The organism is Pseudomonas sp. FFPRI_1, from assembly GCF_055384485.1.
In genome coordinates, this window is record NZ_AP029168.1 from 4,587,801 (window position 1) to 4,601,191 (window position 13,391).

A 13,391-nucleotide genomic window follows, 5' to 3' on the forward strand; every position below is an offset into this window, starting at 1 on the left:
CGGCACGCCAGCTCCTGTGCTCGACCTTCAGCGCCTGGCTGCGCCAGGGGATTGCGATGGGCAGCAGCGCGTCGAGGTGCAAGCAGCGAGCCGCCCGTGAATGCCGAGCACAAGAGAGGGGGCCGCAGCCCCCCCTTTCAACTGCCCTGCCACCCCTCCTTCAGCGGGCCGCCCAGGCATTGAAGCGCTGCTCCAGCTCCTCGCCATGATCGACCCAGAACGCGGCATCCACTGCCCGAGCGCCCTGCAAGTTGGCCTCGTAGGTCGGCAACTGCTGCTGCACGGCCGCCGGCAGCAGCGGCAATGCCTGGCGGTGCACCGGCCCGTAGGGAATGTTCTCTGAGAACACTTTCTGCGCCTGGGGCTGGCTGGCGAACAGGATGAAGTCCTCGGCCAGGGCCTTGTTCGGCGAGCCCTTGACCACCGCCCAGTACTCCGGGTCGTACAGGCTCTGGGGCCAAAGAATACTCAACTGCATGCCCTCCTTCTGGGCCATGGCGATGCGCCCGTTGTACGCCGCGCTCATCACCACATCCCCAGCCACCAGCCATTGCGCAGGCTGGGCCCCGGCCTCCCACCACTGGATGTAGGGTTTGATCTGGTCCAGCTTGGCGAAGGCCCGGCTCACGCCCTCGGGCGTACCCAGCACCTGATACAGCTGGGCCGGCGCGACACCATCCGCCAGCAAGGCGATTTCCAGGGTGTACTTGGCACTCTTGCGCAGGCCGCGCTTGCCCGGATAGTCCTTGAGGTTCCAGAAATCCGCCCAGGAACCCGGAGCCCTGGCCAGCTTCTGCGGGGCAAAGGCCATGACCATCGACCAGACATAAGTGGCCACCCCGCATTCGCTCAGCGTGCCTGGAACGAACTGCGCGGGGTCGCCAAAACGCGCCAGGTCCAGGGGTTCGAACAGGCCTTCCTCGCAACCACGCAACAGCTCCGGGCTCTCTACTTCGACCACGTCCCAGCTGGTCTTGCCGACATCGACCATGGCCTTGATCTTGGACAGTTCACCGTTGTACTCCCCAGCCACCACCCGGGCAGCCCCGCTTTGATTGAACGGCTGGAAGTAGGCTCTTTCCTGGGCCTGCTTGGTGGCTCCACCAAAGGAGATGACGGTCAGGTTCTGCGGTTGGGCCAGGGCCCCGGTGCACAGAAAGACCCACGACAACGCAACGCCGCAACGCAAGGTGTTGGACATGAAACCCATCCTCAAGAAAGCCGGCTCGCCCGCACGAACCTGCACAGCAAGAGCCTGGACGCGACCGTATCCACGGGCGGCACAGCATCAGGCACTACGAGTTCTGGTCAGCGGTACGCAAGGGCGTGGGGCACAGGCCGACAAGCCGGGGCGTGACCGTGGCGGGCTCTGCGGCCCCGTTCGTCTGGAGTGTTTGCGACCCGTCCGGGGTGATCCGGCAAGGCCATGCTCGAATGGCGGTTCATCGCTTGCTCCCTGTTGTTTTTGTAGGAAGAACAAATCGATCGGCAGTGCATCGCAAAAGCGCTCGTGGCAGACGGGCAGGCGAATGCAGGCGGTCATTGTTTCCATAACCCGGGGCATTGCGAAACGAGGATTTTGTGAGGTAAAGGCAAGGGAAAAGCTGCTTTGCCGACGGCCCGTCCAGGGGCGTGGCGAGCAATTCAGCCCTGTTGCCCGGGGCTCGGAAAAACCCCGCGCAGTGATCCTGTATGCCCGCGATTGAACAACGCTAGAATCAACCCACCTTCCCCACGCGACTCGACGAGACCCACTCATGAGCTTCGATTTCGATACCCTGCACCCGCGCCAAGGCACCGGCAGCACCAAATGGAGCCGCTACCCCGAAGATGTGCTGCCGATGTGGGTGGCAGACATGGATTTTGCCGTGGCCGACGACATCCTCCAGGCCCTGCACCAGCGCCTGGAGCATCCCTTGCTGGGCTATAGCGTGGCCCGGGATGAACTGCGCAACGCGGTGGTCGACGACCTCTGGGCCAAGTACACCTGGCGCGTGCAGCCTGACGAGCTGATCTTCCTGCCCGGGGTGGAGCCGGGGTTCAACATGGCCCTGCACGCCTTCGTCGAGCCGCAGCAGTCGGTGGTGGTGCAGACCCCCAACTATCGTCCGCTGCGCCTGGCCCCGGACAACTGGCGCCTGAAAAAGACCGAAGTGCCGTTCCAGCTCACCGAGCACGGCACCTATGTGACGCCCATGGATGCATTGCGCCAGGCGCTGCAAGGCGCCGGGGCGATGCTTCTGAGCAACCCGCACAACCCCCTGGGCAAGGTCTTCCCCCGGGACGAACTGCTGGCGGTGGCCACTGCCTGTCTGGACCAGGGCGCGCTGATCATTTCCGACGAGATCCATGCCGAGCTGTGCTTCGACGGCCGCCGGCATATTCCCACCGCCTCCCTGAGCCCGGAAATCGCCCGCCGCACCATCACCCTGATGTCGGCGAGCAAGGCCTACAACATCGCCGGGATGAAGACCTGCTTCGCCATCGTCCAGGACCCGGCCACCCGCCTGGCCTTCAACAATGCCCGCGCCGGCATGGTGGACAGTGTCAGCCCCCTGGGCCTGGAAGCCACCCTGGCCGCCCTGACCCACGGCGGCCCCTGGCTGCAGGCCCTGCTGGGCTACCTGCAGGCCAACCGCGACTACCTGCTGCACGCGGTGCAGACCCGTCTGCCGGGCATCCGCATGCACGCGCCCCAGGGCACCTACCTGGCCTGGCTCGACTGCAGCGCCCTGGGCCTTGAGGATCCCCACGCCTACTTCCTCAAGGAAGCCAAGGTCGGCCTCAGCGCCGGGCTGGAGTTCGGTGACGACTGCGGGCAGTTCGTGCGCCTGAACTTCGGTTGCCCGCGGGCCTTGCTGGAAGAAGGTATCCAGCGCCTGCAGGACAGCCTGCAACGGCGCTGATCCCCAGAACCCGCTCCTGCCCCAGCACCGCAGCCGCCAGATTCCTCTCCCTGGCGCTGCGGCCCTGCCCCCTTGCCTGAGCCCGCCGCCCCTTGCCCGGGGCTGGGCCTTGAAGCGCGGGTAATGGATCCATAAAAACCCACCACTGGATCCAAGCCGCTACTAACCGACCGATTATCGAACGGTAAATCAGCGTATTTGTTTGACACCTCCAGAGCGCCAACCATTTAATGGATCCATTAAATAAAAACAACAAACGCCTGGAGAGACGTCATGTACCCCAAGAATGCCTGGTACGTTGCCTGCACCCCCGATGAATTGCAGGGCAAGCCCCTGGGCCGGCAGATCTGCGGCGAACACATGGTGTTCTACCGCGCCCACGAAGGCCGGGTAGCCGCCGTCGAGGACTTCTGCCCCCATCGCGGCGCGCCGCTGTCCCTGGGGTATGTCGAAAACGGCAACCTGGTGTGCGGCTACCACGGCCTGGTGATGGGCTGCGACGGCAAGACCGTGGAAATGCCCGGCCAACGGGTGCGCGGCTTCCCCTGCAACAAGACCTTCGCCGCGATCGAGCGCTACGGCTTCATCTGGGTCTGGCCCGGTGACCAGGCCCTGGCCGACCCGGCACTGATCCATCACCTGGAATGGGCCGACAGCGAGCACTGGGCCTACGGCGGCGGGCTGTTTCATATCCACTGCGACTACCGCCTGATGATCGACAACCTGATGGACCTGACCCACGAAACCTACGTCCATGCCTCCAGCATCGGGCAGAAGGAAATCGACGAGGCACCGCCGGTGACCACGGTCGACGGCGACCAGGTGACCACCGCCCGGCACATGCACAACATCATGGCTCCGCCGTTCTGGCGCATGGCCCTGCGCGGCAACCAACTGGCCGATGACGTGCCGGTGGACCGCTGGCAGATCTGCCGCTTCAGCCCGCCCAGCCATGTGCTGATCGAAGTCGGCGTGGCCCATGCCGGCCTGGGCGGCCATGACGCCCCGGCCGAGGTCAAGGCAGCGAGCATCGTGGTGGATTTCATCACCCCCGAGAGCGACACCTCGATCTGGTACTTCTGGGGCATGGCGCGCAACTTCAACCCCCAGGACCAGGCGCTCACCGCCAGCATCCGCGAAGGCCAGGGGAAGATTTTCAGCGAGGACCTGGAGATGCTCGAACGCCAGCAGCAGAACCTGCTGCGCCACCCTCAGCGCAACCTGTTGAAGCTCAACATCGACGCTGGCGGCGTGCAGTCGCGACGGGTGCTGGAGCGCCTGATCGCCGAGGAGCAGGCACCTGGGAACAATCTGATCGCCAGCGCCCAGTAGCCCCACCCTGCCCAATAACCAGAAGTGACCACTGCGGTGGCAACACTCCGAGGACCGACTGATGATCGACGTGCGGGTGGTCTCGCGCCACAACGAAGCCCTGGATATCTGCAGCTACGAACTGGTGGCGGCCGACGACCGTCCCTTGCCGGCGTTCAGTGCTGGCGCCCATATCGACGTGCACCTGGCCGATGGCCTGGTGCGCCAGTATTCACTGTGCAATCACCCCGAGGAGCGTCATCGCTACCTGATCGGGGTGCTCAAGGACCCGGCCTCCCGGGGCGGATCCCGGCACCTGCATGAACAGATCGAAGTCGGCAGCCGGCTGCGCATCAGCGAGCCGCGCAACCTGTTCGCCCTGGAGCCGAGTGCCCGACGCAGCCTGCTGTTTGCCGGCGGGATCGGCATCACCCCGATCCTCTGCATGGCCGAGCGCCTGGCTCAGGGCGGCGCGGATTTCGAGCTGCACTATTGCGCCCGCTCGCAACAGCGTGCGGCCTTTGTCCAGCGCCTGCGCCACTCGACCTTCGCAGAACGGGTCTTCCTGCACTTCGATGAACAGCCCGAGAGTGCCCTCGACGCCTTGCAAGTGCTGGCCGCCCCACAGGATGACCTGCACCTGTACGTGTGCGGCCCCGCTGGCTTCATGCAGCACGTACTGGACAGCGCCAGGGCCCAGGGCTGGCGGGATGATTGCCTGCACCGCGAATACTTCAGCGCCGCGCCAATGGCTCACAGCGCCGACGGCAGCTTTACGATCAAGCTCGCCAGCAGTGGCCAGGTGTTGCAGGTTCCGGCGGATCGCAGCGTGGTCCAGGTGTTGCAGGAGCAAGGCATCGAGATCGCCACCTCCTGCGAACAAGGCATCTGCGGCACCTGCCTGACCCGGGTCCTGGAAGGCGTGCCGGAGCATCGCGACCTGTACCTCAGCGAAGACGAGCAAGCCAGCAACGATCAGTTCATCCCCTGCTGTTCGCGGGCGAAAACCCCGTTGCTGGTGCTGGACCTGTAAAGCCCTAAGAGGCCGGCAGGATCAGTTTCATCCGCTGGTCCGCCAGGGCCGCGCCGAAGATCTCGGCATAACGCAAGGTGGCGTTGGCATGCTCGCGCATCAAGGCCTCGGCTCGCGCGCCCTGGCCGTTGACCAGGGCATCGAACACCGAGTGATGCTGCATGTGGGCGTAGTTGAAGCGCCGGTATTCCCGGGCCATGTCCTGGCGATCCACCGCCAGGGCGGTCACCGAGGCGAACGGCAGGTGATCGTTGCGCGCCAGGGCATCGGCGATCGCCGGGTTGCCGCTGCCTGCGACGATCACTTGATGAAAACGCATGTTGAGGTCGTGATAGAGCTCAAGGTCCTCTTCGGTCACATAGCCCTTGTCGAACAGGCCATCGCCCTGCACCAGGCAGCGCTCGAGGATCGCCCGGCCCTCGACGGACAGGCCGCGCTCGGCAGTCTGGCGCGCCGCCAGGCCCTCAAGCACCCCGCGCACCTCCACGGCCCCGGCGATGTCCTCGGCACTGACCGAACGCACCTGGAAACCGCGTCCGCCAAAGCGCACCAGCAGGCCCTCCTGCTCCAGGGTACGAAAGGCCATGCGCACCGGCATGCGCGAAACGCCGAACAACTCGGCGGTGGGCACTTCCATCAGCCGCTCGCCTGCCGCCAGCTCGCCCGAGGCGATCATCTTGCGCAACGCGACCAGCACGGTTTGACCGGGTTTGCTCATCCAGGCTGCTTCCTGAAAACGTGGGCAGCCATAGTACCGCAAGGTCCGGGGCAAGGGAGCCGGGCATCGCTCCGCAAACTGCAGCCGAACGCCAACCGTGGCGAGGGAGCGGCTCCCGATCGATCGGGTTGACCACACGCCGCGAGGGCCAGGCATGGGGTTCAGGGACTGGCGCTTGCGACGCGGCGCCTGGCTTTGGGGCGCGCTGCGCACGCCAGCGCGAGCAAGCTCCCTCGCCACGAGGGGCTTGCGCTGCGGGGTGGTTTAGAAGGACAGCGGGTAGCTGACGATCAGGCGCGTCTGGTCGAAGTCGCTGTTGAAGCTGCGGCGGTTGGTGGCGTTGTTCAGCCGCAGGCTGAGGTTCTTCAGGCTGCCACTTTGCAGGGTGTAGCCAATCTCGGTGTCGCGCTCCCACTCGGTGCCGCCATTGCCCACCTTGGTGGTGGCCTGGTCGCCTCGGCCATAACGCACCATGGCCAGCAAGCCGGGCACCCCGGCGGCGGCAAAGTCATAGTCGTAGCGCAGTTGCCAGGAGCGCTCGCCGGCATTGCTGAAGTTGCCGTTGAACATGTCGTTGCCCAGGGTCCGGCCACTGCTGCCATAGACCGACATCCAGGGGCTGTCGCCGCTGACTTTCTGCAACCCCAGGTACAGGGTGTGGCCGGCCCGGGACGCGGAGAACAGGCCATAGGCGGTGTGGCTGTCGACCCGGCCAATGCGCGCGCTGCCATCGTCGCGGTCGATGAAGTACCCCAGGTTGGCCCCCAGCATCCACTCCCCCACGGGCTGCTTGTGCAGCAGGTTGAAGTAGCTCTGGCGGTAGATGTCCTGCAATTGCGAATGCCAGGCGCCGACCAGGGTGCGCTGCTGGTTGAAGCGGTACTCGGCACCGGCGTAGTTGAAGCCGTCGGATTTCACCCCCGGTGCGGCCCAGGCCGACAGGTCCTGCATGTCCGAGGAGTTGCGCAGGCTCACGGCCCGGTACTGCCCGGCCTGCAGCCCCAGCCCGGTGATCTCCCGGGACACCAGCAGCGCCCCGCGAAAGGTCTGGGGCAGCAGGCGCCCGTCGTCATAGCGCAGCACCGGGACATCCGGCAGCAGCTCGCCGACCTTCAGTTCAGTCTGCGACAGGCGCACCTTCACCGCCGCCCCGGCCCGTCCGTAGTTGTTTGCGGCACGCCCATCGTCATGCACCGGCAGCAGTTCGGAGCCGCTGACCCGCCCACTGCTGTCGAGCTTCAGGCCGAACAGGCCGATGGCATCCAGGCCGAACCCCACAGTGCCCGGGGTATAGCCGGAGCTGAACTTGAGGATGAAACCCTGGGCCCATTCCTCGATCTGGCCCTTGGGCGCATCGTGATCGCGAAAGTCTCGGTTGAAGTAGTAGTTGCGCAACAGCAGGTCGGTCTTGGCCCCTTCGAAGAAGCCGCTGTCTTCGGCCCAGGCCACCCCGCAGCCAAGCAGCGACAAGGAAGTGCCCAGCAGCGAGTGCGCAAGGAGGGAAGGACGGTTGCTCATTATTATTGTTCTCCGTTTCTTATGGGCGCAGCCGTCCCCCGACAGGCCATCTTGGCCCGCCTGGCTCCGGTTGCTCAGGGCCCCGGCCGGGATGGCCGGGGCAATTTCAGCGGGCTACATCAGAAGGGATACTGACGGGGCCGGTGCTGCAGGCTGATCCAGTGATCGCGGGTGAACTCGTCGATCGCCCAGTCGCCATTGAAGCGCCCCAGGCCGGAATTCTTCTCGCCACCGAACGGCGCGTTGGCCTCGTCGTTGACCGGTACATCGTTGATATGGGTCATGCCGGCGCGCACCTGGCGGGCAAAGTTCACCCCGCGCTCCAGGTTGCCACTGAACACCGCGCTGGACAGACCGAACTCGCTGTCATTGGCCAGTGCCAGGGCATGGGCTTCGTCCCGGGCGCGGATCAGCCCCACCAGCGGCCCGAAGATCTCGTTGCGCGCCAGGTCCATCTCGGCCTGCACTTCGCCATATACATGGGGCGCCAGCAGGTTGCCCTGCAGGCCGCCTTCGTACAGTGGCTCGGCCCCCTCCTTCCGGGCCAGGGCGATTTTTTCCTGCAGGCCCTGCAGTTGCCGGGCGTTGATCACCGGACCGATCACCGTGTCGATCGATTGCGGGTCGCCGACCTTGAGTTGCTTGACCCGGGCCACGAAGCGCTGGGCAAAGGCGTCATAGACCTTGGCATCGAGGATGATCCGGTTGATCGCCATGCAGATCTGCCCCTGGTGCAGGAACTTGCCGAACACCGCGGCATTCACCGCCTGCTCGATATCGGCGTCGTCCAGGACCACGAACGGGCTGTTGCCCCCCAGCTCCAGGGCCACGTGCTTGAGGTGCTGGCCGCCACTGGCCAGGCGGCCGATACCCTGCCCCACCGGGGTCGAACCGGTGAAGGTGATCAGTGACGGGATCGGGTGCTCGACAAAGGCGTCGCCGATCTCGCTGCCCGCCCCCACCACCACACTGAAGACCCCGGCCGGCAGCCCGGCTTCCTCGAAGATCCGCGCCAGCAGCAGGCCCCCGCAGACCGGGGTGTCGCTGGCCGGCTTGACCACCACCGCATTGCCCAGGGCCAAGGCCGGGGCAATGGAACGCTGGGTCAGGTGCAGCGGGAAGTTCCACGGGCTGATGACCCCGACCACCCCCAGGGCACTGCGGTAGACCCGGCTCTCCTTGCCCGGCACATCGGATTCGACAATCCGCCCGTGGACCCGAGCCGGGAACGACGCCGACTCCAGGGTGATCGCCCGGGCCGCGCCCCACTCCGCCAGGGCCTTGATCCGGGTACTGCCGGATTCGCGGATGATCCAGTCGACGATTTCATCCCGGCGCTGGTCGAAGATCGCCACCGCCTGATGCAGCACCTGGGCCCGAGCCGAAGGGCCCAAGGCCGCCCATTGCGGTTGCACCCGGGCGGCTTCGGCGTAGGCGGCATCCAGGTCGCTGCGGTTGGCCTGGGGCACTTCCAGCAACAGCGCACCGTCGTACGGGTTGCTCACCTTGAGCACTTTGCCGGCAGCGCCGGCACGCCACTGCCCGGCGATGGGTTGCAGGTGCAGATCGCTGTAGACCGCGTTGGAATCACTCATGACAACACTCCTTGAAAAAACTGGGTTCATAAACCATTCGTGCAACCATTGTGGCGAGGTCGCAGGCTTGGCCTCGGCGGCCCGCGTTTGGCGCGCAGCCAGCCCGAGCCTTGCCCACAAACACCAGGCCCCGCCCCGGCCATACCGGTTCAAGGTCCTGGCCAATGCACCTAAGCCGGCTCACCAGCCGCCCGCGCCTCGATCAGGCGCAGCAGTCCGAGCAGGGTTTCGGTGTGGGGCACGGCGATCCCTGCCTCCCGCGCCCTGGCCAGCACCTCGCCATTGATCGAGCCGATCTCCGTCGCCCGCCCCGCCAGCACATCCTGCAGCATCGACGGCTTGTGGGCCCGGTGATGGGCGATGGCGTAGAACACCGTGTCCAGGCAGCGCTGGGTATCCACGGCAATCCCCTGCGCCTGGGCCACGGCCAGCACCTCCAGGACAATCGCCTGAACCAGCGCCGGGCCTTCGGCGCGGGCGTCCAACTGCCCCACGGTGCAGCCCGTGGCGGCGCACAGGCTGTTCAGGGCGGCGTTGAAAGCGACCTTTTCCCAGATCGTGGTCCACATATTGGGGTCCAGCGTGCAGCGCAGGCCCGCCGCATCCAGCACCGCGGCGACCTCCAGCGCATCCGGGCGCTCGGTGCCGTCCAGCGCCAGGACACGCACCACTCCCAGGCCATGGGAGTGCACATGGCCGGGGCCGACCATGTCGCCGGGCCAGGTGGTCATGCCGATCATCACCTGCTCCGGGGCGACATGCCGGCACAGCGCCTCGGCGTTGCCCAGACCGTTTTGCAGGGTCAGCACCAGGGTGTGCCGGCCGATATGCGCGGCAATACTGCGCAGGGCCTGCTCGGTGTGCTGGGTCTTGGTCAGCACCAGCAACAGGTCGGGTTGGCCGCGGGCCTGCTCCGGGCGACAAGCGTGCAGGCCCTGGATCTGCCGACCGCCGCTGTCGGTCGCAAGGCGCAGCCCATGACTGCGGATGGCCTCAAGGTGGGCATCGTTGATGTCCAGCAGGGTCACCTGCTGGCCGCTCTCTGCCAGCAGGCCGCCAAACAGCGAGCCCATGGCGCCCGCTCCGAGAATACTGATGTTCATTGAGCCTCCTGGCCGGTTACGTGATTGAGGTGGTTCATGGACAGCTCCTGGGTCGTCAGCCAATTCATGCCTGCCCCGGCGCACGCCGGGGAATGTGCCGGCGCACCACCAGCAAGGCAACCAGGGCCAGCAGCATCACCGAGCCGAGCAGGGTCAGGTAGCCCTCGGCACCGCCCCGGGTGATCACCGTAGCGCCGGCGAAGGCACTGAGGATCGCCCCCAGACGGCCAAAGGCCAAGGCCGAAGCGGTGCCGGTGGCGCGCACCCCGGTGGGATAGATAAAGGCACACAGGGCATACAGGGTGGACTGCACCGCGTTGACAAACAGCCCATGCACGCCAAAGCCGAAGATCAGCAGGCTGGTGTTCTGATTGATGTCCACCGTCTGCAGGGCAAAGGCGCTGACCGCGCCCCCGGCACAGCAGATCAGCAGCGGCCAGAACGATCCCCAGCGGGTCATGGCCACGGCGCACACCAGGGCTCCGATCACCCCGCCCAGGTTGTAGGCGGTCAGGCCGGAACCGGCCACCGCCAGCGGCAAGCCCTCGGACTGGAGCATGGTTGGCAACCAGCTGAAAGCGCTGTAGACCGCGGTCAGGCACATGAAGAAGGCAACCCACACCGCGACGGTGTCACGCCCATACCCGCTGGCGAACAAGGCGCGGAAGCCGTCCTGTTTTTCACTCGCCTGCTCCAGGGCGTCGGTGTAGCGCACGCCCTCCGCCATCGGCCGCCCAAGGCGTGCAAGCAAGGCGCTCAACTCGCCCCAGCGCTGGGGCCGGCGCGCCAGAAAACGCGGCGACTCCGGCAAGGTCGCCAACAGCAGGAAGCCCAGGACGATGGGCATGGCCCCGCCGATGAAAAACAGCGTGCGCCAACCGTACAGCGGCAGCACATGGGAGGCGAAGAAGCCTGCCAGCATGCCACCCAGAGGTACACAGACAATGGTCGCCGTGACCGCCAGGGTACGTCGGCGCGCCGGGGTGAACTCGGCGGTCATGGTGGTGGCGCTGGGCAACGCCCCGCCGATGCCCAGCCCGGCGATAAACCGCAGGGCCGCCACCGTCGCCGCATCCGGCGCCAGGCCGATGGCACAAGTGGCGGTGCCGAACACCAACACACTGGCGATCACCGCCATGCGACGGCCGAAACGGTCGGCGAACAATCCGGCACAGGCACTGCCGATGCCCATGCCGATCAACCCGGCCGCCACCGCCGGAGCGAAGGCTTCACGGGTGATGCCCCACTCCTTGATCATCAGCGGAATGGCAAAGCCGATCAGTTGGCCGTCGAAACCGTCCATGACAATGGACAGCGCGGCCAGCAGCACCACGATCTTCTGCATCGTGGTGTAGGGGCCTTGATCGAGCAAAGTGCCGATATCGGCACTGGCGGGACCGGGCCGCGATGGAAGCGGCGCAGCATCCAGTGCTGCGCTGACGGAAGTCGTGTTCATAGCCACCTCTTTTTTATTCTTGTGGTGTGTCCGCAAGCCGCGGTCGGCAACACCGGGCCCACGGCCCGGCGATCTTCAAGGCTTCAGGGCTCGATGGTCAGGGTCGGCACCTCGATCAGTACCGGGCGCTGGCCCGCCAGGGCTTCGCTCAGGGCCTGGGCAAACTCCTCGCGGGTATTGGCCTGCACCGAGTGCACGCCATAGCCGCGGCCGATGGCGCAGAAATCCAGGCCCGGCACATCCAGCCCCGGCGCATCGCTGACCTGCAGCACATCGGCGAACCAGCGCAGGGCGCCGTAGGTGCCGTTCTTGAGGATGATGAACACCACCGGAATCTGGTACTGGGCGGCGGTCCACAGGGCGGTGATGCCGTAGTTGGCCGAACCGTCGCCAATGATGCCGATCACCCGGCGCTCGGGTTTCGCCAGTTGCACCCCCACCGCGGCCGGCAGGCCAAAGCCCAGGCCACCGGCCGCCGGAAAGAAATAGCTGCCGGGCTCGCGCATCTCCACCCGCTGCCAGAACGCGCCCACGGTGGAGGTGGACTCCTTGACGTAGATCGCGTCCGGCGGCGCCAGTTGGTCGATGACATCGAACACGGTTTCCGGGCGCAGCAGGCCGCCCTGCTCCTCCACCGGCTGGGCCCTTGGCAGGGCCTGGGGCATCGGGCGGTCGCTGTCCGGCAAGGCCCAGACCAGCGCCTGCAACGTCTCGGCAATGTCTGCCACCAGGGCATCGCCCATGGGCGCCCGGGCCGCCTCGCCAGGGTCGCAGGTGATGTGCAGCAGCTCGGTACCGGCCGGCAGGTAATCCCCCGGGGCGAACTGGTGATAACGGAACACCGGCGCGCCGACCACCAGGATCAGGTCGTGCTCGGCCAGGCAGCGGCTGATCCCGGCGATGGCCGCCGGCAGTACCCCGCGAAAGCTCGGGTGGCGAGTGGGGAACGGGCAGCGCGAGGCAGACGGCGCGACCCAGGCCGGCATGCGGCGTTTTTCCGCCAGCTGCACCGCCAGCGCGTTGCTCTGGCTGCCGTCCACATCCGGGCCCAGCACCAGCACCGGATTGCGCGCCGCTACCAGGCGTTGCACCAGGGAACGCAACTGCGCCGCCGCTGGCAGCCCGGCACTGGCCACCTGGCGCCGGGCCAGGTGCTCGACCCCGGCTGGCGCTTCGCGAGCCCAGTCGTCATAGGGGATCGACAGGTAGACCGGGCCTTTCGGCGCCTGGTTGGCCATGTGGATGGCCTGGCTCAGGGCCCGCGGCACGTCTTCGGCGCAGGCCGGCTCATGGCTCCACTTGACCAGGGGCTTGGGCAGTTGCGGCGCATCGACGTTGGCCAGCATCGCCTCGACGCCGATCATCGAGCGCACCTGCTGGCCGGCGGTGATCACCAGCGGGCTGTGGGAGTACCAGGCGTTGGTCAATGCGCCCATGCCGTTGCCGGTACCGGCCGCCGCGTGCAGGTTGACGAAGGCCGGCCGGCCGCTGGCCAGGGCGAAGCCGTCGGCCATGCCCACCACTGCCCCTTCGTGCAGGCCGAGGATGTACTGGAAGTCCTCGGGAAAGCCCTTGAGGAAAGGCAGCTCGTTGGAGCCCGGGTTGCCGAACACGGTGGTCAGACCCTGCTGGCGAAGAATGTCGTAGGAAGCGCTGTGGACGGTTTTCATAGGGACCTTTGCCGCTGTTTTTTAGAATTTGCAGTACTCTTGCAGCCGCCTTCAGATTGATCAAATCGATACTTTTTCTAT

At 66.2% G+C, this 13,391-nt stretch carries 10 protein-coding genes; 3 read left to right on the forward strand and 7 right to left on the reverse strand.

Features of this window, described 5'->3' with window-relative positions; all coding sequences use genetic code 11:
* Window positions 1-160 precede the first annotated feature (160 nt).
* Entirely contained in the window at window positions 161-1,201 is a 1,041-nt protein-coding gene (locus ACZ5BO_RS20395; RefSeq protein WP_025129913.1) for an ABC transporter substrate-binding protein, read from the reverse strand.
* Between the two features lie 556 nt (window positions 1,202-1,757).
* On the opposite strand from ACZ5BO_RS20395, the gene ACZ5BO_RS20400 reads away from it, so the two are divergent.
* From ACZ5BO_RS20400 to ACZ5BO_RS20410, 3 genes are all read left to right on the forward strand, one after another.
* On the forward strand, window positions 1,758-2,906 hold the full coding sequence (locus tag ACZ5BO_RS20400) for a MalY/PatB family protein (RefSeq protein WP_464696297.1): 1,149 nt from the start codon (window positions 1,758-1,760) through the stop codon (window positions 2,904-2,906).
* A 273-nt stretch (window positions 2,907-3,179) separates the two neighbouring features.
* On the forward strand, window positions 3,180-4,238 hold the full coding sequence (locus ACZ5BO_RS20405) for an aromatic ring-hydroxylating oxygenase subunit alpha (RefSeq protein ID WP_025129911.1): 1,059 nt from the start codon (window positions 3,180-3,182) through the stop codon (window positions 4,236-4,238).
* Between the two features lie 61 nt (window positions 4,239-4,299).
* Entirely contained in the window at window positions 4,300-5,250 is a 951-nt protein-coding gene (locus tag ACZ5BO_RS20410; protein WP_464696298.1) for a PDR/VanB family oxidoreductase, read from the forward strand.
* A gap of 4 nt (window positions 5,251-5,254) precedes the next feature.
* Here ACZ5BO_RS20410 and ACZ5BO_RS20415 read toward each other — a convergent pair whose 3' ends face one another.
* From ACZ5BO_RS20415 to mdlC, 6 genes are all read right to left on the reverse strand, one after another.
* Entirely contained in the window at window positions 5,255-5,968 is a 714-nt protein-coding gene (locus tag ACZ5BO_RS20415; protein ID WP_025129909.1) for a GntR family transcriptional regulator, read from the reverse strand.
* A 264-nt stretch (window positions 5,969-6,232) separates the two neighbouring features.
* Window positions 6,233-7,486 (reverse strand): OprD family porin, encoded by a 1,254-nt coding sequence (locus ACZ5BO_RS20420; RefSeq protein ID WP_464696300.1) that lies wholly within the window; start codon window positions 7,484-7,486, stop codon window positions 6,233-6,235.
* Window positions 7,487-7,605: 119 nt separating this feature from the next.
* Window positions 7,606-9,081, reverse strand: a complete 1,476-nt coding sequence (locus tag ACZ5BO_RS20425; RefSeq protein WP_464696301.1) for an aldehyde dehydrogenase family protein — start codon at window positions 9,079-9,081, stop codon at window positions 7,606-7,608.
* Window positions 9,082-9,251: 170 nt separating this feature from the next.
* A complete protein-coding gene (locus ACZ5BO_RS20430; protein WP_464696302.1) occupies window positions 9,252-10,184 on the reverse strand; it encodes a ketopantoate reductase family protein in 933 nt (310 codons plus the stop codon).
* Between the two features lie 64 nt (window positions 10,185-10,248).
* A complete protein-coding gene (locus ACZ5BO_RS20435; protein WP_464696303.1) occupies window positions 10,249-11,640 on the reverse strand; it encodes an MFS transporter in 1,392 nt (463 codons plus the stop codon).
* An 83-nt stretch (window positions 11,641-11,723) separates the two neighbouring features.
* Complete coding sequence (gene mdlC / locus ACZ5BO_RS20440) at window positions 11,724-13,310, reverse strand: benzoylformate decarboxylase (RefSeq protein WP_464696304.1); 1,587 nt, start codon at window positions 13,308-13,310, stop codon at window positions 11,724-11,726.
* Between the last annotated feature and the right edge of the window lie 81 nt (window positions 13,311-13,391).

What these genes read in the sequence shown, in the direction of transcription:
- ACZ5BO_RS20435 (WP_464696303.1), bottom strand. Translation starts at nt 11,640, where the DNA reads ATGAACACGACTTCCGTCAGCGCAGCACTGGATGCTGCGCCGCTTCCA.
- ACZ5BO_RS20415 (WP_025129909.1), bottom strand. Translation starts at nt 5,968, where the DNA reads ATGAGCAAACCCGGTCAAACCGTGCTGGTCGCGTTGCGCAAGATGATC.
- ACZ5BO_RS20395 (WP_025129913.1), bottom strand. Translation starts at nt 1,201, where the DNA reads ATGTCCAACACCTTGCGTTGCGGCGTTGCGTTGTCGTGGGTCTTTCTG.
- mdlC (WP_464696304.1), bottom strand. Translation starts at nt 13,310, where the DNA reads ATGAAAACCGTCCACAGCGCTTCCTACGACATTCTTCGCCAGCAGGGT.
- ACZ5BO_RS20410 (WP_464696298.1), top strand. Translation starts at nt 4,300, where the DNA reads ATGATCGACGTGCGGGTGGTCTCGCGCCACAACGAAGCCCTGGATATC.
- ACZ5BO_RS20425 (WP_464696301.1), bottom strand. Translation starts at nt 9,081, where the DNA reads ATGAGTGATTCCAACGCGGTCTACAGCGATCTGCACCTGCAACCCATC.
- ACZ5BO_RS20405 (WP_025129911.1), top strand. Translation starts at nt 3,180, where the DNA reads ATGTACCCCAAGAATGCCTGGTACGTTGCCTGCACCCCCGATGAATTG.
- ACZ5BO_RS20430 (WP_464696302.1), bottom strand. Translation starts at nt 10,184, where the DNA reads ATGAACATCAGTATTCTCGGAGCGGGCGCCATGGGCTCGCTGTTTGGC.
- ACZ5BO_RS20420 (WP_464696300.1), bottom strand. Translation starts at nt 7,486, where the DNA reads ATGAGCAACCGTCCTTCCCTCCTTGCGCACTCGCTGCTGGGCACTTCC.
- ACZ5BO_RS20400 (WP_464696297.1), top strand. Translation starts at nt 1,758, where the DNA reads ATGAGCTTCGATTTCGATACCCTGCACCCGCGCCAAGGCACCGGCAGC.